This window comes from Edwardsiella sp. EA181011, from assembly GCF_000800725.1.
Lineage (GTDB): Bacteria > Pseudomonadota > Gammaproteobacteria > Enterobacterales > Enterobacteriaceae > Edwardsiella > Edwardsiella anguillarum.
On sequence record NZ_CP011364.1, the window covers coordinates 1,576,535 to 1,597,336 of the forward strand.

At 62.1% G+C, this 20,802-nt stretch carries 20 protein-coding genes, 3 tRNA genes and 2 pseudogenes; 10 read left to right on the plus strand and 15 right to left on the minus strand.

Annotated features, from left to right (window positions below; all coding sequences use genetic code 11):
* The first annotated feature begins 75 nt into the window (after window positions 1-75).
* The 3 genes from mazG (at window position 76) to eno (ending at window position 4,150) form a co-directional block, all read left to right on the plus strand.
* Entirely contained in the window at window positions 76-870 is a 795-nt protein-coding gene (gene mazG / locus QY76_RS06935; protein ID WP_034164103.1) for a nucleoside triphosphate pyrophosphohydrolase, read from the plus strand.
* 260 nt (window positions 871-1,130) lie between these two features.
* Window positions 1,131-2,768 carry a glutamine hydrolyzing CTP synthase gene (gene pyrG, locus QY76_RS06940; protein WP_045425776.1) on the plus strand — a complete coding sequence of 546 codons (1,638 nt, stop codon included), beginning with the start codon at window positions 1,131-1,133 and terminating at the stop codon, window positions 2,766-2,768.
* Window positions 2,769-2,848: 80 nt separating this feature from the next.
* Complete coding sequence (eno, locus tag QY76_RS06945) at window positions 2,849-4,150, plus strand: phosphopyruvate hydratase (RefSeq protein WP_005289371.1); 1,302 nt, start codon at window positions 2,849-2,851, stop codon at window positions 4,148-4,150.
* 68 nt (window positions 4,151-4,218) lie between these two features.
* Here the strand turns inward: eno and QY76_RS06950 are convergent, their stop codons facing one another.
* The 7 genes from QY76_RS06950 to tesA all read right to left on the minus strand — a co-directional run bounded on the left by QY76_RS06950 (window position 4,219) and on the right by tesA (window position 9,651).
* A complete protein-coding gene (locus tag QY76_RS06950) occupies window positions 4,219-4,440 on the minus strand; it encodes a YdcH family protein (protein WP_005289369.1) in 222 nt (73 codons plus the stop codon).
* A 167-nt stretch (window positions 4,441-4,607) separates the two neighbouring features.
* Entirely contained in the window at window positions 4,608-5,723 is a 1,116-nt protein-coding gene (locus QY76_RS06955; protein ID WP_034164107.1) for a M20 family metallopeptidase, read from the minus strand.
* A 16-nt stretch (window positions 5,724-5,739) separates the two neighbouring features.
* Entirely contained in the window at window positions 5,740-6,216 is a 477-nt protein-coding gene (locus QY76_RS06960) for a YjiG family protein (RefSeq protein WP_015462165.1), read from the minus strand.
* Window positions 6,216-6,956 carry a nucleoside recognition domain-containing protein gene (locus QY76_RS06965; protein WP_034164108.1) on the minus strand — a complete coding sequence of 247 codons (741 nt, stop codon included), beginning with the start codon at window positions 6,954-6,956 and terminating at the stop codon, window positions 6,216-6,218. Before QY76_RS06965 ends, QY76_RS06960 begins: the two co-directional genes overlap by 1 nt.
* A 283-nt stretch (window positions 6,957-7,239) precedes the next feature.
* A complete protein-coding gene (locus QY76_RS06970; protein ID WP_034164110.1) occupies window positions 7,240-8,094 on the minus strand; it encodes a co-chaperone YbbN in 855 nt (284 codons plus the stop codon).
* A 66-nt stretch (window positions 8,095-8,160) separates the two neighbouring features.
* Window positions 8,161-8,946, minus strand: a complete 786-nt coding sequence (locus QY76_RS06975) for an SDR family oxidoreductase (protein WP_034164111.1) — start codon at window positions 8,944-8,946, stop codon at window positions 8,161-8,163.
* A gap of 42 nt (window positions 8,947-8,988) precedes the next feature.
* The gene (gene tesA / locus QY76_RS06980) at window positions 8,989-9,651 is read right to left on the minus strand and encodes a multifunctional acyl-CoA thioesterase I/protease I/lysophospholipase L1 (RefSeq protein WP_071844134.1); all 663 of its coding nucleotides are present in this window, start codon (window positions 9,649-9,651) and stop codon (window positions 8,989-8,991) included.
* Between tesA and ybbA the strand changes: the two genes are divergently transcribed.
* Together ybbA and ybbP are read left to right on the plus strand one after the other, a co-directional pair.
* Entirely contained in the window at window positions 9,619-10,305 is a 687-nt protein-coding gene (gene ybbA, locus QY76_RS06985) for a putative ABC transporter ATP-binding protein YbbA (RefSeq protein WP_034164112.1), read from the plus strand. The two genes, tesA and ybbA, sit on opposite strands and share 33 nt — an antisense overlap.
* Window positions 10,302-12,652 (plus strand): annotated as a pseudogene (gene ybbP, locus QY76_RS06990) (putative ABC transporter permease subunit YbbP). Before ybbA ends, ybbP begins: the two are co-directional and overlap by 4 nt.
* Window positions 12,653-12,655: 3 nt before the next feature.
* Here ybbP and purK read toward each other — a convergent pair.
* The 4 genes from purK to ppiB all read right to left on the minus strand — a co-directional run bounded on the left by purK (window position 12,656) and on the right by ppiB (window position 15,895).
* Window positions 12,656-13,726 carry a 5-(carboxyamino)imidazole ribonucleotide synthase gene (purK, locus tag QY76_RS06995; RefSeq protein ID WP_045425785.1) on the minus strand — a complete coding sequence of 357 codons (1,071 nt, stop codon included), beginning with the start codon at window positions 13,724-13,726 and terminating at the stop codon, window positions 12,656-12,658.
* Window positions 13,723-14,232, minus strand: a complete 510-nt coding sequence (gene purE, locus QY76_RS07000; RefSeq protein WP_034164117.1) for a 5-(carboxyamino)imidazole ribonucleotide mutase — start codon at window positions 14,230-14,232, stop codon at window positions 13,723-13,725. The genes purK and purE overlap by 4 nt, the downstream gene beginning before the upstream one ends.
* A 419-nt stretch (window positions 14,233-14,651) precedes the next feature.
* The gene (lpxH, locus tag QY76_RS07005) at window positions 14,652-15,392 is read right to left on the minus strand and encodes a UDP-2,3-diacylglucosamine diphosphatase (RefSeq protein WP_034164118.1); all 741 of its coding nucleotides are present in this window, start codon (window positions 15,390-15,392) and stop codon (window positions 14,652-14,654) included.
* 8 nt (window positions 15,393-15,400) lie between these two features.
* A complete protein-coding gene (gene ppiB / locus QY76_RS07010; RefSeq protein ID WP_034164120.1) occupies window positions 15,401-15,895 on the minus strand; it encodes a peptidylprolyl isomerase B in 495 nt (164 codons plus the stop codon).
* Between the two features lie 188 nt (window positions 15,896-16,083).
* Here ppiB and cysS point away from each other — a divergent pair, with 188 nt between their 5' ends.
* Entirely contained in the window at window positions 16,084-17,469 is a 1,386-nt protein-coding gene (gene cysS / locus QY76_RS07015) for a cysteine--tRNA ligase (RefSeq protein WP_034164121.1), read from the plus strand.
* A 63-nt stretch (window positions 17,470-17,532) separates the two neighbouring features.
* On the opposite strand, the gene ybcJ is transcribed toward cysS, so the two are convergent.
* Window positions 17,533-17,745 carry a ribosome-associated protein YbcJ gene (gene ybcJ, locus QY76_RS07020; protein ID WP_034164123.1) on the minus strand — a complete coding sequence of 71 codons (213 nt, stop codon included), beginning with the start codon at window positions 17,743-17,745 and terminating at the stop codon, window positions 17,533-17,535.
* 120 nt (window positions 17,746-17,865) lie between these two features.
* Window positions 17,866-18,723, minus strand: a complete 858-nt coding sequence (gene folD, locus QY76_RS07025; RefSeq protein WP_034164266.1) for a bifunctional methylenetetrahydrofolate dehydrogenase/methenyltetrahydrofolate cyclohydrolase FolD — start codon at window positions 18,721-18,723, stop codon at window positions 17,866-17,868.
* 198 nt (window positions 18,724-18,921) lie between these two features.
* Here folD and QY76_RS07030 point away from each other — a divergent pair.
* A tRNA-Arg gene (locus QY76_RS07030) sits at window positions 18,922-18,998 on the plus strand.
* Between the two features lie 36 nt (window positions 18,999-19,034).
* Here the strand turns inward: QY76_RS07030 and QY76_RS19225 are convergent.
* Window positions 19,035-19,217, minus strand: a pseudogene (locus tag QY76_RS19225) (integrase); the annotation flags it as partial.
* A gap of 517 nt (window positions 19,218-19,734) precedes the next feature.
* Between QY76_RS19225 and QY76_RS07035 the strand changes: the two are divergent.
* From QY76_RS07035 to QY76_RS18960, 3 genes are all read left to right on the plus strand, one after another.
* Window positions 19,735-19,809, plus strand: a tRNA-Gly gene (locus QY76_RS07035).
* Window positions 19,810-19,815: 6 nt separating this feature from the next.
* Window positions 19,816-19,892 (plus strand) — tRNA-OTHER (locus QY76_RS07040).
* A 328-nt stretch (window positions 19,893-20,220) separates the two neighbouring features.
* Window positions 20,221-20,361, plus strand: coding sequence for a hypothetical protein (locus tag QY76_RS18960; protein ID WP_156119368.1), 141 nt, complete (start codon window positions 20,221-20,223; stop codon window positions 20,359-20,361).
* Window positions 20,362-20,478: 117 nt separating this feature from the next.
* On the opposite strand, the gene QY76_RS07045 is transcribed toward QY76_RS18960, so the two are convergent.
* Entirely contained in the window at window positions 20,479-20,772 is a 294-nt protein-coding gene (locus QY76_RS07045; protein WP_034164125.1) for a hypothetical protein, read from the minus strand.
* Window positions 20,773-20,802 lie beyond the last annotated feature (30 nt).

Here is a 20,802-nt window from a genome sequence, read left to right on the forward strand (position 1 = left end):
TCCCCACTGTCTGACGCGCCGGCCCGGGTTGGGCCGGCTGGCGTCGCTCTCTTTTTTACTGCGGGAATAACACCGATGACCACACCTGCCATGCAACGATTGTTGACGATTATGCGCACGCTGCGCGATCCGCAGCGGGGCTGTCCTTGGGATCTACGTCAAACTTTTGCCACAATCGCGCCCTATACGCTGGAAGAAACCTATGAAGTGCTTGACACGATTCAGCGCAGCGATTTCAATGGACTTCAAGAAGAGCTGGGCGATCTGCTGTTTCAGGTCGTGTTCCATGCGCAGATGGCTCAAGAGCAGGGGCTGTTCGACTTTGATGACGTGTGTCAAAGCATCTGCGACAAGCTGGAACGCCGCCATCCCCACGTGTTCGACGCGGAGTATGACGGGACGGCGCAGGCGTCCGTGGCGCGCTGGGAGCAGCGTAAGCAGCGGGAGCGGGCGCAAAAGGCGATGGACTCAGCGCTGGATGATATTCCGCAGGCGCTGCCGGCGCTGATGCGCGCCGACAAGATCCAGCGGCGCTGTGCCTCGGTGGGATTTGACTGGGACACCCTGGGGCCGGTGCTGGGCAAGGTTTACGAAGAGATAGACGAAGTGATGGATGAGGCGCAGCAGGCGGTGGTGGATCAGACCCGCCTGAGTGAGGAGGTGGGGGATCTGCTGTTCGCCACGGTCAATCTGGCGCGTCATCTCGGCTGTCGTGCAGAAACCACACTGCAGGAGGCCAACCGTAAGTTTGAGCGCCGTTTCCGCGCGGTCGAGCAGGCGATAATCGCCGGTGGACAGACGCTGGATAGCGCCTCGCTAGAGGAGATGGAAGCGGCGTGGCAGCAGGTAAAACAGCAAGAAAAACAGTAGGGTGGCGCGCCGCGGCGACGGTGGTTTTCCGTTTTGTTTTGGCTGTTTGATACGCTGCGACAGAGATTAATGGGATTTTTTGGCGTTTTTTCTCTGTATCTTGTTGTTTAAGAAGTAAAAGAAGATTATTGCAGGCGGTGTTTGGGCGCAGAAAACGGCGCGGACGGGATCAGATCGTTTGTGGCAAATAAAACCTTCGGGTATACTACTGTCCCGTCCTGGTTCTTCCATCGTCTTTAAACCTAACTCTCAGGTTCAGCATGACAACGAATTATATTTTTGTGACCGGCGGGGTCTTATCCTCTCTGGGTAAAGGCATTGCCGCAGCCTCCCTGGCGGCCATTCTTGAAGCCCGTGGCCTCAATGTATCCATGATGAAGCTCGACCCGTACATCAACGTCGATCCGGGTACCATGAGCCCGATCCAGCACGGGGAAGTTTTCGTTACCGAAGACGGCGCGGAAACCGATCTGGACCTGGGTCACTACGAGCGCTTCATTCGTACCAAAATGTCCCGTCGCAATAACTTTACCACCGGGCGCATCTACTCCGATGTGCTGCGTAAAGAGCGCCGCGGCGACTATCTGGGCGCCACCGTTCAGGTGATCCCGCATATCACTAACGCCATCAAAGAGCGCATCCTGGAAGGGGGCGAGGGCCACGACGTGGTTCTGGTTGAGATCGGTGGCACCGTCGGTGATATCGAGTCGCTGCCGTTCCTGGAGGCCATCCGCCAGCTGGCGGTCGACGTCGGTCGTGAGCACACCATGTTCATGCACCTGACCCTGGTACCCTACATGGCGGCCGCCGGTGAGGTGAAGACCAAGCCGACCCAGCATTCCGTGAAAGAGCTGCTCTCTATCGGTATCCAGCCTGACGTGCTGATCTGCCGCTCCGATCGCGCGATTCCGGCCAACGAGCGCGCGAAGATCGCGCTGTTCTGTAACGTACCGGAGAAAGCGGTTATCTCCCTGAAAGACGTAGATTCCATCTACAAGATCCCGGGGCTGCTCAAGTCGCAGGGGCTGGATGAGTTTATCTGCAAACGCTTCAATCTGGCCTGCCCGGCGGCGAATCTCTCCGAGTGGGAACAGGTTATCTTTGAAGAGGCCAACCCCGCCGGCGAAGTGACCATTGGGATGGTCGGCAAGTACGTCGAGCTGCCGGACGCCTATAAGTCGGTGATCGAAGCGTTGAAGCACGGTGGGCTGAAAAATCGCGTCAGCGTGAATATCAAGCTGATCGACTCGCAGGATGTCGAAACCAAAGGTACCGAGATCCTCAAAGATCTGGATGCTATCTTGGTGCCGGGTGGCTTCGGCTATCGCGGCATTGAAGGGAAGATCGCCACCGCTCGCTATGCGCGCGAAAACAATATCCCGTATCTGGGCATCTGCCTGGGTATGCAGGTTGCCCTGATGGAGTTTGCCCGCAACGTCGTGGGCATGGAAGGCGCCAACTCAACGGAGTTCATGCCGGACTGCAAATACCCGGTCGTGGCGTTGATCACCGAGTGGCGTGATGAAGAAGGTAACGTTGAAATGCGCAGCGAAGACAGTGATCTGGGCGGTACCATGCGCCTGGGCGGTCAGCAGTGCAATCTGGTGGACGGTACGCTGGCGCGCCAGCTGTACGATGCGCCGAGCATTGTGGAGCGTCACCGTCATCGCTACGAAGTGAACAACATGCTGCTGAAGCCGATCGAAGCCGCGGGTCTGCGCGTCTCCGGCCGTTCAGCGGACAATAGCCTGGTGGAGATCATCGAGCTGCCTAACCACCCGTGGTTCGTGGCCTCGCAGTTCCATCCGGAGTTCACCTCCACCCCGCGTGATGGGCATCCGCTGTTCTCCGGCTTTGTTAAAGCGGCGGCGGAATACCAGAAACGTCAGGTGAAATAAGTGATTATGGGCAGGCGCGGGACTTTTGTTCCGCGTCTGTCGTCTGGAGTTTTAGTTTAACTTGTATCGAGGAAAACCTAATGTCCAAAATCGTTAAAGTCATCGGTCGCGAAATCATCGACTCCCGCGGTAACCCGACTGTAGAAGCCGAAGTTCATCTGGAAGGCGGTTTCGTCGGTATGGCTGCTGCGCCGTCAGGTGCTTCTACCGGTTCTCGCGAAGCGCTGGAACTGCGCGACGGTGACAAGTCACGTTTCCTGGGTAAAGGCGTCCTGAAGGCGGTTGCCGCCGTCAACGGCCCGATCGCTGAAGCCATCATCGGCAAAGACGCGAAAGACCAGGCTAACATCGACCAGATCATGATCGAACTGGACGGTACCGAAAACAAATCCAAGTTCGGTGCTAACGCCATCCTGGCGGTTTCCCTGGCTAACGCGAAAGCTGCCGCTGCCGCTAAAGGCATGCCGCTGTACGCGCACATCGCCGAACTGAACGGCACTCCGGGCAAATACTCCATGCCGCTGCCGATGATGAACATCATCAACGGCGGTGAGCACGCCGACAACAACGTCGACATCCAGGAGTTCATGATCCAGCCGGTTGGCGCTAAGACACTGAAAGAAGCGGTACGCATCGGTTCTGAAGTGTTCCACAACCTGGCTAAAGTTCTGAAAGCCAAAGGCATGAACACCGCCGTGGGTGACGAAGGTGGCTACGCGCCGAACCTGGAATCCAACGCCGCTGCGCTGGCTGCCATCAAAGAAGCCGTTGAGAAAGCCGGTTACGTGCTGGGTAAAGATGTTACCCTGGCGATGGACTGCGCCGCTTCTGAGTTCTACAACAAAGAAACCGGTATGTACGAACTGAAAGGCGAAGGCAAATCCTTCACCTCTAACGAGTTCACTCACTACCTGGAAGGTCTGACCAAAGAGTTCCCGATCGTCTCTATCGAAGACGGCCTGGACGAGTCTGACTGGGACGGTTTCGCTTACCAGACCAAAGTGATGGGCGACAAGCTGCAGCTGGTGGGTGACGATCTGTTCGTAACCAACACCAAGATCCTGAAAGAAGGCATCGAGAAAGGCATCGCCAACTCTATCCTGATCAAGTTCAACCAGATCGGTTCTCTGACCGAAACTCTGGCGGCGATCAAGATGGCGAAAGATGCTGGCTACACCGCTGTCATCTCTCACCGTTCTGGCGAAACCGAAGATGCCACTATCGCTGACCTGGCGGTAGGTACCGCGGCAGGCCAGATCAAGACCGGTTCCATGAGCCGTTCTGACCGCGTTGCCAAGTACAACCAGCTGATCCGTATCGAAGAAGCGCTGGGCGCGGCTGCACCGTTCAACGGTCTGAAAGAAGTGAAAGGTCAGCACTAATCGCTGCCGTTTCACCGATGCAAAAAACCCGCCATATGGCGGGTTTTTTTATGTCCGCGGTGTAACGATCAACTGACCGCCTCCTCACTGCGCAGGATCTGGTACAGCTCATCCTTGATCCTCAGTTTTTCGCGCTTCATGGCGGCGATCTGCTCATTGAATAGCGCGCCGGGTCTGTTTTCGGCCCTTCTGATTTCATGATCCAGCTGGTTATGCTCATGGAACAGGGTGGCAAATCGGACGTCTTCGGTTTTCAAACGGGAGATCAGATCACGATACTCTGGGAACATAAGCCCTCCTTTTGGTCAGAACCCATCGTTAACTATGGCACAGAAATAGTGGTGAGTTTGTAACCAGGCTCTCAGCTTGTCGCTTCGCCGCGCAGGATCGCCGCAGGGAGGGGGATAAAAAACGGAGGCCGTGCTTGGCACGACCTCCGGGTCTCGTTGATGGGGGATTACAGGCCGGCGATCACTCGGCGCAGCAGACGGATGCGCGGGGCGACGCTCTCCAGCTCCAGGTATTCGGCCGGGCTGTGGAAGCCGGCGCCGATCGGGCCAAAGCCATCCAGCGACGGGATCCCCAGCGCCGCGGTGTGGTTGGCGTCGGAGCCGCCGCCCACCGCCTGCCAGGTGATGGCGATCCCCTCTTCACGCCCCGCCTGTTCGACGCGGGCCATCAGGGCTTCGGTATCGCCCGACGGCGCCATGGCCGGGGTGTGGGCATCCTGCTGCAGCGTGCAGCTGACGCCGTCCAGGAACGGCTGCTGACAGCGGGCCTGCAGCGCCTGATTGACGCGCTGATACTCATCGTTGCACCAGAAGCGCAGATCGACCACGGCCTGAGCGTGGTCGGGCACGATGTTTGCCGCGTCGCCGCCGCTGATCACCCCGACGTTGAGGGTGGTGCCCTTGTCGCTGTCGCCCAGCTGGTTGACGGCGATGATGGCGTGGGCCAGGGCGGTGATCGCCGAGCGTCCTTTCTCCGGATCGTTACCGGCGTGGGCGGCGACGCCCTGGAAGTCGAGGCGATAGCGGGCCATACCTTTCCGTGCCTTGACCAGGGAGCCGTCGGCGCGCGCCGCTTCGCACACCAGCACGCAGCCGCTGCGCTTGGCCAGCTCGCCAATCCAGGCGTGGGAGTGGACGGATCCAGTCTCTTCATCCGGGTTCATGGCGACGGCGATGCGCAGGCGCTGGCGATCGCGCTCCTCCAGACCACGCAGGGCCCACAGAATATTGAGCAGGCCGCTCTTCATATCCGAGACGCCCGGCCCGTAGGCGCGGCCATCGCGTACGCTCAGCGGACGCTCGGCGGCGGTGCCCGGAGGGAAGACGGTGTCCAGATGGCCGACCAGCAGCACATCGTAGCGATCGGCCTGCGGCTGGTTGGTGACAAAGACCCCCGGTCCGACCTGATCGCCGAGATCGACCCGCTCCGCGTGCCAGCCGGCGTCGCGGTACAGGCCGGCAAAGATGTCGGCGACCCGGGCGACACCGTCGCGGGTCTGGGTGCCGCAGTCGACGTTGACCACACTGCGCAGTTCGTCCAGATACTGTTCCAGCTGTATCATTCGATCTCTCCTTGAGTTACAGAATTACGCGCATGAGCAGCATGGCGATGAAGGCGTTGATGACGGAGATGCCGATCATCACCGGGATCCGTTTGGCGGCGGTGCCGATAACGCCGAGGATACGCCCGGCATACTGGATCTGGGAGCCCATCAGGTAGATGGCCGGCGCCAGGATCGCCAGATGGGTTCCGGTGAGGATACCCTGGTCGAACAGCGCCACGGCAACGCCCACGCCGCCGCCCATGGACATCCAACCGCCGATCAGCACGGCGGCGGCCTCACCCGGCAGGCCAAACAGCCCCATCAGCGGGCCAAACACCAGCGCCATCCCTTTCAGGGCGCCGGTGATCTCCAGGGCCTTGATCAGCACAAAGGCCATCAAGACGTTGGGCAGGGTGCTGGTGGTAGCAATGTTCCAGCCTTTACGCGCGCCGGCGACGAAGACGTCGGTGATCATGGGCTTCGATGCGGAGGTAGAAATAGGTGCAGACATTAGGCTTCTCCCTGTGCCGGATGGGTTACATTTTTTGCGCTGTTACGTGTCGTCAGGCGCAGGTACAGGCGCATCAGGTTGGCGCCGAAAATTTTCATCACGAACATAACCGCCACGCACAGGCCGATAGAGGCCGGTACCGCCGGGGTGCCGTCGAGGGTCATCAGGGTGAACAGCACCGCGCCGGAGGAGAAGAAGTTGGTGATCATGGCGCCGGCGGAGAACTGGAACATGGTGAAGACGTCACGCTCGTGTTCGGCGATCTGTCCTTCGTCGGAGAGGTTGCGGGTCAGCGAGGCACCGACGTCGGTGCTCTGCAGTGAGCCGATCATCGCCAGGCCGGCGGCGCCGGGGATCCCCAGCAGTGGGCGCAGCAGCGGCGTCAGCAGCTTACGGGCCGCGTTGAGCGCGCCGTAGTGCTCCAGCACGTTGATCATCCCCAGGGCGAACATGACCGCCGGGATCAGGCCAAAGGCGAACAGAAATCCGTCCATGGCACCGGAGCCACCCTTACCGCGGAAGGTGCTGGTGGCGGCGTTCACCGCATCGCCGGCGCTGCTGACGCCGCTGACCACCTTACCAAATGCGCCGTTGAGGGTGGTGAAGTCGAAGACGCCGTACCATTCTTTTCCGCCCAGCAGGCCGGAGAAGAATACCATTGCGAAGATCAGCGCGATATAGGCGCCGAAGCCGACGCGCTGTTCCGTGGGCGGGGCGCTGGGTGGGATTGGACTACTCATGGATCATTTCCTTATGCCAGGTGTGAAGTGTTACAAAAGACAAGAATACGAATATTCAGTAATACTTTTTTAGAATATATGACCTGGAGCAATAAAAATATTGGTTATTTATACGACTAATTAATAATTTGAGATATCGCACGTGGAAAAATCGGAATTCCGTGCTAATAGTTCGGAATTGCAGAAATGTTACCGGGAACTCGCGCGCGAGGGCGGCGGCCATAAAAAATCCCCGCCGGCGTCAGCGGGCAGGGATTGCAGGGGAATGCGCCGATCGCAGCGATCAGTACATCAGGGAGTAGAGCTGGCGGCGGAACTTAGCGGCCAGCGCATCGCCGGTGCCCAGGGCGGCCAGAATGTCCATCAGCGTCTTGCGCGCCGCTCCGTCACCGGCGGCCAGATCGTGGCGCAGGTGATCCATCAGCAGGGTCAGCGCCTCTTCATTGCGTCCGACCTGATGCAGCTGCAGGGCCAGCTGGACGGCCAGCGCCACGTTCTGCGGCTGTTCGGCGACCTGCTGCTGTAGCTGCTGGATCTCCGGGGAGTCGGCGGCCTGCTTCATCAGCTCGATCTGGGCGATCAGGCTCTGGTAGTGAGTATCCTGATCCTGCAGCGGTACGGTGGTCAGCAGGGCGCTGGCCTCGTCGCTGCGGTTTAGGGCGATCAGGGTTTCCGCCAGCGCCAGCGTGATATCACTGCGGGTCGGCGCCAGGGTGTGGGCCTCTTTCAGCAGCGGCAGGGCCTCCGCCATATTGCCGGCGGCCATTAGCTCCGCCGCCTGGGCGGCCTTTAGCTCTTCTGGCTTGGGTAGAACCCGGGCCAGCAGATCGCGGATCTGCTCTTCCGGCTGCGGTCCCTGAAAGCCGTCAAGCGGCTGACCGTCCTTAAACAGGTAGACCGTCGGAATGGCGCGTAGCCCGAACTGGGATGCCAGCATCTGTTCGGCGTCGCAGTCGACCTTGGCCAGGATGAACTGCCCGGCGTACTCGGCGGCCAGCTTTTCCAGCACCGGCGTGAGCTGTTCGCAGTGTTGGCTGCGGGCAGACCAAAAGTAAAACAGCACCGGCACCGACATGGATTGCTCCAGCGTCTGGTGTAGGTTGGCTTCGGTAATGTTGACTACGGTGGCGTTGATCATGGTGGTTTCTCTCGATCCCTTCGGCTAGATAAAACGGATATGGGGGCGGCGGCGGCAATTACAAGATCAGCGCGCCGTCGAATGGCCACTCAGAATGCGATCCAGCACGCGGCCCGGCAGGATCCGTCGCAGCAGGCTGAGCACGTGAGCGATAACGGTGACCGGATAGCGCAGGCGCGGACGCGGACTCTCCAGCGCGTGGCGCAGCTTGGGCAGTATCGCCTCCGGGGTCAGGGCGAAGCGGGCGGCGATGCTGGGGTTGGTCACCGGCCTAGCGCTGTCGCACTGGTGCACGTTGTGGGTAAAGCGCGTGTGGATGGGGCCGGGCTCGATCAGGGAGACGTGTACGCCGCTGCCGCGCAGCTCCATGCGCAGCGCATCCGACCAGCCCTCCAGCGCATATTTGCTGGCGGCATAGGCGCCGCGTCCGGGGGTGGCAACCAACCCCATAATGGAGCTGGTCTGGATGATGCGCCCCTCACCCTGGGCCAGCATCGCCGGTAGCAGCAGCTGAGTCAGCTGATGGGTGCCGAACAGGTTGGTGGCGAACTGGCGCTCCAGCCCCTCGCGGCTGATCTGGCTGAGGGGCCCATAGAGGCCGAATCCGCCGTTATTGAACAGGGCATACAGACGCCCGCCGGTCAGCGTCAGTACCCGACGGGCGGCCTGCTCTACGCTCTCGGCGCTGTCGAGATCCAGCGTGATGCCCTCCATCCCCATGGCCTCCATCGCCGCGACGTCCTCCGCTTTACGGCAGGCGGCCAGCACTCGGTAACCCCGCTGGTGTAGATCCTTGGCCGCTGCCAGTCCGATGCCGCTAGAGCTGCCGGTGATTAAGATGGCTTTTTGCATAAGTTTACCTAAGTTGCCCTGTTGGTCGCTGAATATTCATGTTTAATTAATAGACGGCGCACCGTCCTCCGCGCGCGTTAGCTGCGGCAGCAGGCGCTGCGCCATCCAGTCGGCGATAAACGGCTGGGCCAGCGCGTTGGGGTGCAGGCCGTCATCCTGGATCCAGTCGGGGTGGCTGACCACCGCCTCCATGTAAAACGGCAGCAGCACCGTGCCAAAGTGCGCGGCCAGCTGAGGGTAGATAGCCGCGAAGGCGTCGCCGTAGCGCCGGCCGTAGTTGGGCGGCAGGCGGATCTGCATCAGCAGCGGCGTGGCGCCGGCCTGCTGCACCTGTCCGATGACAGCGGACAGCGTAGCGGCGATGGCGTCGGGAGCAACGCCGCGTAGCCCATCGTTGGCCCCTAGCTCAATCAGCACCCAGCGCGGCCGGTGCTGCTGCAGCAGCGCCGGCAGGCGCAGCAGGCCCTGCTCGGCGGTATCGCCGCTGATGCTGGCGTTGATCACCGTCAGCGGCGGGGTACGCCGCTGCCATTGCTGTGCCAGGCGTGCGACCCAGCCCTGCTGTTCCGGCAGGCGATAGGCGGCGCTCAGGCTGTCCCCTAGCACCAGCAGTGTATCGGCACGGGCCGCCGTTAGGCCACACAGGATCATGACCACTATCAGGAGTATTCGATGCCAGCGCAAAACGTAATTGAAGTTCATCATGTCGCCAAACGGGTTGGTGAGGGTGAAAACCAGATCTCCATCCTTACTGCTGTCGACCTGGTTGTCAAACGCGGACAGAGTCTGGCGCTGATCGGTGAGTCGGGATCGGGAAAATCGACGCTGCTGGGGATCTTGGCCGGGCTGGACGATGCCAGCGACGGCGAGGTGCGTCTGCTGGGGCACCCCCTGTCACAGCTGGATGAAGAGGGGCGTGCCGCCCTGCGTGCCCGCGATATCGGCTTTGTGTTTCAATCATTTATGCTGGTTCCGACCCTGACGGCGCTGGAGAACGTACAGCTGCCCGCGCTGCTGCGCGGCGAGAGTGAGCGCGACAGCGGCCAGCGTGCCGCGGCGCTGCTGACGCAGCTGGGGCTGGGGCAGCGCCTGCGCCACCTGCCGGCCCAGCTCTCCGGCGGTGAGCAGCAGCGGGTCGCGCTGGCGCGCGCCTTCAGCGCCCGGCCGCAGATCCTGTTTGCCGATGAACCGACCGGCAACCTGGATCGCCAGACCGGCGATCGCATTGCCGATCTGCTGTTTGAGCTGAACCAGCGCCAAGCGACGACGCTGGTGCTGGTGACCCACGATGTTCAGTTGGCGACACGCTGCCAGCGGCGTCTGCGGCTGGTGGACGGAACGCTGCGGGAGGTCGCGTGATCCGGCGCTGGTTCTGGCGCGAATGGCGTACTCCGTCGCTGCTGATCGTCTGGCTGGCGTTGGCGCTGGCGGTCGCCTGCGTGCTGGCGCTGGGGCGCATTGGCGATCGTCTGGATCAGGGGCTGCAGCGGCAGGGACGCGAGGCGATCGCCGCCGATCGGGTGCTGCGCAGCTATACGCCGGTGCCGGAGGCGTGGCTGGCGCAGGCGCGGCGGGAGGGGATCCGGGTCAGCCAGCAGTGGGTGTTTTCAACCATGGCGTTTGCCGAGGGGAAGCTGCAGCTGGCGGAGGTGAAGGCGGTGGACGACGCCTACCCGCTGTATGGGCGGCTGGATACGCGCCCGTCGCGCCAGATGCCGCGCCCCGGCGATGCCGTGGAGGTGGGGGATATAACGCTGCGGGTGGCCGGCGAGGTCGACCGGGAGCCGGATGGCGGGTTCAGTCTGCTGAGCAGCGCGCCCAGGATGCTGATCGCGCTGGCAGACGCCGAGCGCAGCGGAGTGGTGCAGCCGGGTAGCCGGGTGAGCTACCGCTATGGACTGGCCGGCAGCCGCGAGGCGCTGGCGCGCTATGACGCCTATCTGACGCCGCGCCTGCAGGCGGATCAGCGCCTGACTCAGGCCGCACAGGGCTCGAACGTGTTGGCGCGTACCCTGCAGCGGGCGCAGCAGTTTCTGCTGCTGTCGGCGCTGCTGACGCTGCTGCTGGCCATGGCCGCCGTCAGCGTGGCGATGGGGCACTACTGCCGCCACCGTCATGCGCTGGTGGCGTTGTTGAAGACGCTGGGCGCCGGGCGGCGTCTGCTGCTGAAGTGGGTGGTCGGACAGTGGCTATGGCTGCTGGGGTCGGCGCTGCTGGTGGGGGCTGGGCTGGGGCTGCTGGTCGAGCGGGGGCTGCTGTGGCTATTGGCGCCGCTGCTGCCCGTCGCGCTGCCGTCGCCCGGTCTCTGGCCCTGGCTGTGGGCGCTGGGGGGATCCCGCTGATGGCGCTGCTGGTCGCCCTGCGGCCCTATCGTCAGCTGCTGGCGATGCGGCCCCTGCGGGTGCTGCGCGCCGACGCGCCGTGCCCGGTCTGGCCCCTGCGCTACTACCTGCCGCTGATGGCGCTGCTGCTGGGCGCCGGGCTGCTGTGGCTGGTCGGCACCAGCGCACTGATGTGGTCGCTGCTGCTGGGGATGGCTCTGCTGGCCCTGCTGTTGGCGCTGTGCGGCTGGCTGGGGCTGTGGAGCTTGCGCCGACTGGTGCCGGGCAGCCTGACGCTGCGTCTGGCGCTGGGGCGTCTGCTGCGCCAGCCGGGGGCAACCCTGAGCCAGCTGGCGGCCTTTTCGCTCTCTTTTATGCTGCTGGCGCTGCTGTTGATGCTGCGCGGCGATCTGCTCGATCGCTGGCGCCAGCAGCTGCCGCCCGACAGCCCCAACTACTTTCTGCTCAACATCAGCGCGGCGCAGCGCGAGCCGCTGCAGGCGTTCCTGCACGCCAACGGCGTCACTCCGCAGCCGTTTTATCCCATTGCGTTGGCGCGGCTGACGGCGATCAACGGGCGCCCGCCGGCGACGCAGGGGGGCGATGAGTCCCTGAACCGTGAGCTGAACCTCACCTGGCTGGCGTCGCTGCCGCCTGGAAACCCGCTGCTGGCCGGAGAGTGGCCGTCGGGCGCGGGGGGCGTCTCCGTGGAGCAAGGGGTGGCTGAACGCCTGGGTCTGACGCTGGGAGATAGCCTGACGTTTAGCGGCGACAGTCGCCAGTTCAGCGCCCGAGTGACCAGCCTGCGGCGGGTGGACTGGGAGAGTCTGCGCCCCAACTTCTACTTCATTTTTCCGCCCGGCGGGCTGGAGGGGCAGCCGCAAACCTGGCTCACCAGCCTGCGCTATGACGGCGATACGCGGTTCTTGGCTGAGCTTAACCGCCGCTTTCCGACCCTGACGCTGGTGGATATGGGCGCCCTGCTGCTGCAGGCGCGTCAGATATTGGATCAGGTGGGGCGAGCGCTGGAGGTGATGGTGCTGCTGGTGGTGCTGTGTGGGGTCCTGCTGCTGTTGGCGCAGGTACAGGTGGGGATGGATCAGCGCCGTCAGGAGCTGCAGATCTACCGGATCCTGGGCGCTTCGCGGCGGGTGCTGCGCCGCACTCTGTATGCCGAATTCATGCTGCTGGGGCTTGCGGCGGGCGCGGTGGCCGCGGCCGCGGCCGAGGGGGCGCTGTGGCTGCTGCAGCGGCAGGTGTTTGACTTTCCCTGGCAGCCCGCCTGGCCGATGTGGCTGCTGTTGCCGCCGGGCGCCGCGCTGCTGCTGGGGTGCTGCGGCGCCGGGCTGGGAAGAGGGCTGCTGCGGCGCCCCTCTGCGCGCTGATGCTCAGCTCAGCCGTGCGCCGGCCCAGGCCAGGGCGTCCTGGTACTCCGCCGGCAGCTGGCCGCGCAGGGTGTCCAGGGCGCTGACCAGTCGTTGGGACTGGAAGTGGTTCAGGTTGAGATGGCCCACCTTGCGCCCCGGACGAACCGCCTTATCGTACCAGTGCAGGTGCACCAGCGGACCGGCTAGCCATGCGGTGTCCAGCGCGGTGCCGATCAGGTTGATCATCACGGAGGGGGTGGAGACATCCGGGTGCGGCAGCGGCAGGCCGAGCAGCGCGCGCAGGTGCAGCTCGAACTGGCTGATCGAGGCGCCGTTCTGGGTCCAGTGTCCGCTGTTGTGTACGCGCGGCGCTAGCTCGTTAATCAGCAGGGTGTCGTCATCCACCACGAAACACTCCATCGCCATGACGCCGACGTACTCCAGGCGCTGCATGATGCGCTGCAGCATCGTCTGCGCCTTCTCCTGCAGAAAGCTTTCCGGCTGCGGAAAGACCAGGCTGGCGCGCAGAATGCCGTCCTGGTGCAGGTTATGGGTGAGGGGATAGAAAACGCAGCGGCCATCCCGAGCGCGGGCGCCGATCAGCGAGACCTCGCCGATGAAGTTTATCCCTTGCTCGACGATACACTGCCCGTAGACCTCGGCATCCAGCTGGGTTTCAGCGCCGGGGCGGATACGCCACTGACCGCGACCGTCATAGCCGCCGGTGCGGCGCTTGACGATGGCCAGCGGTCCGAGGCGTTCAAACAGGGCGGGCCACTGTGCTGGGGTGGCCAGCAGCGCCCAGGGCGCCGTCGGTAGGCCCAGTTCGTCCAGCAATTGCTTTTGGCTGTAGCGATCGGCCAGCTGTGGGAAGATATCGCGGTTGATAAAGCCCGGGTGGCGGGCCAGCTCGCGGGTCAGCGGCGTGTCGGGCCAGCGCTCTATCTCGGCGGTGATCACCGCCTGCTGCCAGGGCACGCTGTGCGGATCGGCCTCGATACCCACCGGATAGACCGGGATCCCCAGCGGCTCTCCGGCCTGACGCAGCATGCGTCCCAGCTGGCCGTCGCCCAGTACGCAAACCGGCTTCATGCGTCCTCCCGCGGATCGGGATGGTTGAGCACGTCGTCGCTCTGCGCCTGGCGCCAGGCGGCCAGGCGGCGGCTCAGCGGCTCGTCATGCAGCGCCAGGATCTGGGCCGCCAGCAGGGCGGCATTGGCCGCCCCCGCCTTGCCGATGGCCAGGGTGCCAACCGGGATGCCGCGCGGCATCTGCACTATCGAGTACAGGCTGTCGACCCCATTCAGCGCGGCGCTCTGTACCGGTACGCCCAGCACCGGCAGCAGGGTTTTGGCCGCCAGCATGCCGGGCAGGTGGGCCGCGCCGCCGGCGCCGGCGATGATCACCTGCAGCCCGCGCGCCGCCGCCTGCTCGGCAAAGTGAAACAGCTTATCCGGAGTACGGTGCGCTGATACCACCTCTACGTGGCAGGACAGTTCAAGCTGAGTCAGGATTTCGGCGGCGAACTGCAGAGTGGCCCAATCGCTTTTGGACCCCATGACGATGGCGATCCTGGCCGGTGCGGCGCTGGCGGACATGAATGGCGTGCTCCTCTAACTCGGTGGCGGTGACATGGCCGCCCGATCCCGGCGGCCCTGCAAATAAGAGGGGCAAAGCATAGCATAGCTTCGCCGGTGAGGAAAACGTTTGCGTGGCCGCCGCGCCGGGGAAAGATAGCCCCGTTACGCCGTCATGCGCTGGAAACCTCAACGACAAAAGCCGTCGTCCTGGAAGGGCTCTGCGGGGGCCTCAGCCGTTCGACGCCAGAGAGTCTGACGCCATCGTGTTTAAGCGCCGCCGATGGGGGGAGTCGCGATGCGACTCTCCTGCGGCGGCCTTCCGTATCGCTGGCGTTGTCGGCGGGGGAGGGCGGAATACGCGCCCAGGCGTACGCGGCGTAGGCCGGCATGGCGCTATATCAGCTCACGCTGGCGAGGGTTAACCGCGCCGCGATGGGTTAGTCCTCGGCGGGGTGAGCGGGCAGTTCGATCAGGTGTATCCCCTGAGCGTCGACCCGGATCATCGAGCCGTGGGTATGCCAGGCTCCCAGCACCGCGCGCAGGGCGCCGCGGCCATCGTCCAGGCTAAAGTGGTGCAGGGCCGGGCGGTGGGTATGGCCGTGGATCATGCGCTGAACGCCGTGGCGCCGCAGGGTGGCGCAGACCGTCTCCTGGTTGACGTCCATGATGGTCATCGCCTTGGCGCTGTTGCTACGCTGGCTCTGTCGGCGCATGCCTGCGGCGATCTTCAGGCGCAGACGTAGGGGAAGGCGGCGGAACAGCCACTGCAGCAGGGGGTTATGAACCCGGCGTCGGTAGCGCTGGTAGTCGCGATCGTCGCTGCACAGGGTATCGCCGTGCAGCAGCAGAATAGGCTGACCGTACAGCGTAATGATCTGTTCGTCGGGCAGCAGAGTCATGCCGCAGCGCTTGGCATAGGACTTACCCAGTAAAAAATCGCGGTTGCCGCAGATGAAGTAGCAGGGAACGCCGCTGTCGCTCAGACGGCGCAGCGCCTCGGCGACCTGCCGGTGCAGCGGCTGGGGGTCATCATCGCCTATCCAGTAGTCGAAAAAGTCGCCCAGAATGTACAGGGCTTCTGCCTTAGGGGCTTCTTCGGCAAGAAAACGCAGAAAACCGGCGGTGATCGCCGGTTCCTGTTGGCTGAGGTGTAAATCAGCGATAAACAGCGTTGCCATTCGGGCGATTATTCGCTCACGGTAACGCTTTGGATGATCACGTCTTCACGCGGAACATCCTGGTGCATGCCGTTACGGCCGGTGGAGACACCCTTGATCTTGTCGACCACGTCCATGCCTTCCACCACTTCGGCGAATACGGCATAGCCCCAGCCGTCCGGGCGCTCGGAGCGGAAGTTGAGGAAGTCGTTATCAACGACGTTGATGAAGAACTGGGCGGTCGCAGAGTGCGGATCGTTGGTGCGCGCCATGGACAGCGTGCCACGGGTATTCTTCAGGCCATTGTTGGCTTCATTCTTGATCGGTGCCTTGGTGGCTTTCTGTTTCATGCCCGGCTCGAAACCGCCGCCCTGGATCATGAAGCCATCGATCACGCGGTGAAAGATGGTGTTGTCGTAGAAGCCGTCACGGCAGTATTCCAGGAAGTTGGCAACGGTAGCCGGTGCTTTGTCGTCAAAGGTTTTGATGACGATGTCACCATGATTGGTGTGGAAAGTAACCATAACAATAATCCTGTTTTATGATGATTGAAGCAAGCGGGATGATTGTAGCCGATGCCCCTGCCGCTGGCACCTCTTTCTCCGGGAATATTCGCCGTGCGCCGCTCCCGGGCTTCATTCTCTCCGGGCGCTGCGTTAGTATAACCTTTACGTTTCTATCCTGTTATCAGCAACTATCACGGATACCCCCGATGCTTAAAATCTTTAATACACTCAGTCGCCAGAAAGAGGAATTTAAACCCATCCATGCCGGTGAAGTCGGTATGTATGTGTGTGGGGTAACCATTTACGACCTGTGTCACATCGGCCACGGTCGTACCTTTGTCTGTTTCGACGTGGTGGCCCGCTACCTGCGCTACCTGGGCTACAGGCTGAAGTATGTGCGTAACGTGACCGACGTGGACGATAAAATCATCAAGCGTGCGCTGGAGAACAAAGAGAGCTGCGAGCAACTGACCGAGCGTATGCTGGCGGAGATGCATCGCGATTTCGACGCCCTGAACATCGCCCGTCCCGACGTGGAGCCGCGCGCGACCCACCATATCGCTGAGATCATCGCGCTGGTAGAGCAGTTGATCGCCCGCGATCATGCCTACGTGGCCAGCAACGGCGACGTGATGTTCGCCGTCGATACCGATCCGGACTACGGCGTGCTGTCGCGCCAGGATCTGGAGCAGCTGCAGGCCGGTGCGCGGGTGGAGGTGGCCGACGTGAAGCGTAACCCGATGGACTTTGTGCTGTGGAAGATGTCTAAGCCGGGCGAGCCGAGCTGGTCGTCACCGTGGGGCGACGGGCGTCCCGGCTGGCACATCGAGTGTTCGGCGATGAACTGCAAACAGCTAGGGGCGCACTTTGATATTCACGGTGGTGGCTCTGATCTGATGTTCCCGCACCATGAGAACGAGATCGCCCAGTCGACCTGCGCCCACGACGGCGCCTATGTCAACTACTGGATGCACTCCGGCATGGTGATGATCGATCGCGAGAAGATGTCCAAGTCGCTGGGCAACTTCTTCACCATTCGCGACGTGCTAGCGCATTATGACGCAGAGACGGTGCGTTACTTCCTGATGTCCGGCCACTACCGCAGCCAGCTGAACTACAGCGAAGAGAACCTGAAGCAGGCGCGTGCGGCGCTGGAGCGTCTGTATACTGCGCTGCGCGGCACCGACGCCGCGGCGGCGGCGGCGGCGGATGAGACCTTTACCTCTCGCTTCCGGGCGGCGATGGATGATGACTTCAACACGCCGGAGGCCTACTCGGTACTGTTCGACATGGCGCGTGAGATCAACCGCCTGAAAGGGGAAGACATGGCGCAGGCGAATGCGCTGGCGGCGCAGATGCGCGGCCTGGCCCACGTACTCGGGCTGCTGGAGCAGACGCCGGAGCACTTCCTGCAGAGCGGCGCCGCGGCAGGCGACGACGAGGTTGCGCAGATCGAGGCGCTGATCAAGCAGCGCAACGACGCCCGCGCCGCCAAGGCATGGGCGCTTGCCGATGAGGCGCGTGACAGCCTGAATGCGATGGGGATCGTGCTGGAGGATGGGCCGCAGGGCACTACCTGGCGGCGTAAGTAAGGCCGAGCGATAACGCGCAAAAAGCCGGACCCGGGTCCGGCTTTTTTACGTTTGACGCTCAGCTTAGGCGATGACGCGCGCCTGCTGCCCGGCGAAGTCGACCACCTGGCCTGCGACAATCTTTGCGCGCTTGCGCGTTTCGATCGCGCCGTCGACCTTGACCTGGCCCTCGGCGATCAGGTTTTTGGCCTGGGCGCCGCTGTCGCACCAGCCCTGCAGCTTCAGCAGATCGCACAGCTCGACGTGCGGGTGATTGTCCAGATGGAAAGTTTGCATGGTCTTTTCTCTTGCCTTAAAAATTAACCGCCGCGCGGGCGGACACGCCGCTATTGTGCCAGCCTGCAGCGCCTGGCGCACGGGAAAGCTGCGTCTGGGGTGCGATGGCGCGCCGAGGACTTAGCGATCGTGAAACGCCTCACAGGCCTGCAGGGTGTTCTGCATCAGAGTGGCGACGGTCATCGGCCCGACGCCGCCGGGGACCGGGGTGATCCAGCTGGCGCGCTGGGCGGCACCGGCAAAGTCGACGTCGCCGACCACCTTACCGCTCTCCAGCCGATTGATGCCGACATCGATCACCACCGCGCCGGGCTTGACCCATTCGCCGGGGATAAAGCCGGGTTTACCGACGGCGGCGACGATCAGATCGGCGCGCTCGACGTGCTGCTGCAGGTTACGGGTGCGGCTGTGGGTGATGGTGGTGGTGCAGCCGGCCAGCAGCAGCTCCAGCGCCATCGGTCTCCCCACGATGTTGGAGGCGCCGACCATCACGGCATCCATCCCCTGGGTTTCGATGCCGCAGCGCTCCAGCAGGGTAATGATGCCGCGCGGGGTGCAGGGGCGCAGCTTGGGAGTGCGCTGACACAGGCGGCCCAGGTTGTAAGGGTGAAAGCCATCCACGTCTTTGTCCGGATGGATGCGTTCCAGCACGCGGCTGTTATCGATGCCGGCGGGCAGCGGCAGCTGTACCAGAATGCCATCGATGGCCGCGTCTGCGTTGAGTGTATCGATCAGCGCAAGCAGCTGGGCCTCATCGGCACTGTCCGGCAACGCATAGGAGCGGGAGAGAAAGCCGACCTCTTCACAGGCGCGCTGTTTACTGCCGACGTAGATGCGGGAGGCTGGATCGTCACCGACCATGATAACCGCCAGTCCCGGCGCCCGTTTGCCGTCCGCCAGGCGCTGTCGCACCCGTGTCGCCACTTCGCTTCTGACCTGCTGCGCAATCGTTTTCCCATCAATAATTTTTGCTGTCATGGTGAGCTGATCCATCCTGGTTATGTTGCGGGGATAACGCCATTGTCGCAAATGGCTGGCCCGCTGTCAGGTGAATATTGATCTCCATCAATACCCGATAGGCGCGTTTTACAGTGAAAGGCATTGACTCACCCGAGTGGGGCCGTATAATCCCATTCCGCCTGAAACATCAGGCAGATGCACCGGTTGTTTTCCGATGCGCCCTTAGCTCAGTCGGATAGAGCAACGGCCTTCTAAGCCGTGGGTCGCAGGTTCGAATCCTGCAGGGCGCACCATTGAAAATCAATGCGTTACGCGATTTTCAATCCTGCCTATTTTCCCTCCTGTGTCGTTTTTGTGTCGTTAATTGCCAAAAGTGGGTCGATTTTTCTGGCGTACTCGGTAAGGTGATCGACTGCCAGACGTGCATAGCCTCGTACCATTGCGCTTGCTCCCCATCCGCCCACTCCTGGCAAAACAGCGAGTGGAACACCCGATTGTATGAGCCAGATCGCTCAGACGGGGCCCAGAGCGTGAACATGACACGCCTTAATCGTAGTGCGGAGATGTGCTGCCCTAACGCTCTGCGAGAGGGTGGCGATAACGCCTAAAGAGCGCGCGATCTGCGGGCCGATGGGCTAGCGCTGTTATCCTACGCATTGAGGGTCGTCGATTGACGCGCCCTTCGCGCCCTGGCGATATAATCCGTGGGCGCGATGATGTGCGGGGGCTGGATGGCGCCCTGCACAGTAATACCGAGGGGTAAACGGTAAGAGGCGGGGCAGCCCAGAGCGCGCCCTGCTGCGCTGTGTGAGGAATATCTGAAAATCTCCTTGAGCCATTGCTCATCGCTACGGTCATCGATAACATCCCCCACCGCGGTAATGAGACCCCTGGTTAGCGTCGGCTGCGGCAGTCTGGGGATAACTCTCCCTTGTTTACAGTGCTTGCCCCTTTAGCTCAGAGAGGCGTGGGCTAAAGGCTCATAACCGATTGGTCGCTGGCTCAAAGTCAGCAAGGGCCACCATATAGGCGGGCATCGTATAATGGCCATTATCTCAGCCTTCCAAGCTGATGATGCGGGTTCGATTCCCGCTGCCCGCTCCAATCTATCCGCCACTAGCTCAGTTTGGTAGAGCCGATAACCTTGAGGTTGTAGGTGCGAGGTTCGAGGCCTCGGTGGCGGACCACATTTAGCACAGCATTCAGCGATGAAGGGTTTCCCGGAGCGTTTACTGTGCATCCCTAGTTCGGTTTCGCTAGCCACACAATAATCGCCCTCCATCGCATTCTCCACGTTGCTCGTATCGACTTGCCCAAGAAAGCCCATAATGTGCGGCAACGCACCACACGCCGATATCTCGACGATCCTGTGTCCTGCCCTCCCTGCGATCGGATGAATCAACGCGCTCTAATCGGCCATCTTTAAAACCATGCCTTCTCGGCCGTGTGGCGTCATTCTGCCGCCGCCGATCTGCTGGCCGCAGGGCAACGGCAGAGAGGACTCACGCAGCACCGGTGGCCGCACGTTTCACCGTGCGCGGCGCCACCGCTCGGCAAGAGGGAGCCCTGATCGTGGAGGCATGGGGGATGGGATTGCCGTCTTCAGGCTACATCATTGCGGTGGCGCAGGATGATGAGATCGCCCTATTATTTTGATGCGGCGCCTGCTCGCGATGACCGATGGATCGCCAGACGTGTCATGTTGGTCAGGTTGATAAAATGCCTTATATTCGCCGAAGACCCCATCGCATGCGGCGATGGGGTTATTCCAGGTTAAGCTACCTTTTCAAAGTTTCCGATAGCATATTTGGCAGACCCCTCCTTTTTCTTCAGCGTACCGGGATGGCTGGCATCAATATAGCAGGTGCCCTTTGCGCCAAAGCCTTTGCTATCAGGAAGATCGGCCCAATTTAATACAACGGATTGATCCTGTGGGTCAATAACACCAAAGCCTACGTTATGGCAGCCGTTGCCTGATCCGGAAACAAATACGGCATTTCCATCTTGCGTAATCTGATAGGTCATTCCATCGCCATGACATAGCCACTTGCCAGTTAAATTCTGCATATGAATTTCCTTTGGGGATAGAGAGATTGT

Coding starts and splice junctions, on each gene's coding strand:
- QY76_RS06970 (WP_034164110.1), bottom strand. CDS start 8,094: ATGATCAACGCCACCGTAGTCAACATTACCGAAGCCAACCTACACCAG.
- eno (WP_005289371.1), top strand. CDS start 2,849: ATGTCCAAAATCGTTAAAGTCATCGGTCGCGAAATCATCGACTCCCGC.
- lpxH (WP_034164118.1), bottom strand. CDS start 15,392: ATGGCAACGCTGTTTATCGCTGATTTACACCTCAGCCAACAGGAACCG.
- cysS (WP_034164121.1), top strand. CDS start 16,084: ATGCTTAAAATCTTTAATACACTCAGTCGCCAGAAAGAGGAATTTAAA.
- purK (WP_045425785.1), bottom strand. CDS start 13,726: ATGAAGCCGGTTTGCGTACTGGGCGACGGCCAGCTGGGACGCATGCTG.
- ybbA (WP_034164112.1), top strand. CDS start 9,619: ATGCCAGCGCAAAACGTAATTGAAGTTCATCATGTCGCCAAACGGGTT.
- ppiB (WP_034164120.1), bottom strand. CDS start 15,895: ATGGTTACTTTCCACACCAATCATGGTGACATCGTCATCAAAACCTTT.
- ybcJ (WP_034164123.1), bottom strand. CDS start 17,745: ATGCAAACTTTCCATCTGGACAATCACCCGCACGTCGAGCTGTGCGAT.
- QY76_RS06960 (WP_015462165.1), bottom strand. CDS start 6,216: ATGTCTGCACCTATTTCTACCTCCGCATCGAAGCCCATGATCACCGAC.
- QY76_RS06965 (WP_034164108.1), bottom strand. CDS start 6,956: ATGAGTAGTCCAATCCCACCCAGCGCCCCGCCCACGGAACAGCGCGTC.
- QY76_RS07045 (WP_034164125.1), bottom strand. CDS start 20,772: ATGCAGAATTTAACTGGCAAGTGGCTATGTCATGGCGATGGAATGACC.
- purE (WP_034164117.1), bottom strand. CDS start 14,232: ATGTCCGCCAGCGCCGCACCGGCCAGGATCGCCATCGTCATGGGGTCC.
- QY76_RS06975 (WP_034164111.1), bottom strand. CDS start 8,946: ATGCAAAAAGCCATCTTAATCACCGGCAGCTCTAGCGGCATCGGACTG.
- pyrG (WP_045425776.1), top strand. CDS start 1,131: ATGACAACGAATTATATTTTTGTGACCGGCGGGGTCTTATCCTCTCTG.
- folD (WP_034164266.1), bottom strand. CDS start 18,723: ATGACAGCAAAAATTATTGATGGGAAAACGATTGCGCAGCAGGTCAGA.
- QY76_RS06955 (WP_034164107.1), bottom strand. CDS start 5,723: ATGATACAGCTGGAACAGTATCTGGACGAACTGCGCAGTGTGGTCAAC.
- QY76_RS06950 (WP_005289369.1), bottom strand. CDS start 4,440: ATGTTCCCAGAGTATCGTGATCTGATCTCCCGTTTGAAAACCGAAGAC.
- tesA (WP_071844134.1), bottom strand. CDS start 9,651: ATGATGAACTTCAATTACGTTTTGCGCTGGCATCGAATACTCCTGATA.
- mazG (WP_034164103.1), top strand. CDS start 76: ATGACCACACCTGCCATGCAACGATTGTTGACGATTATGCGCACGCTG.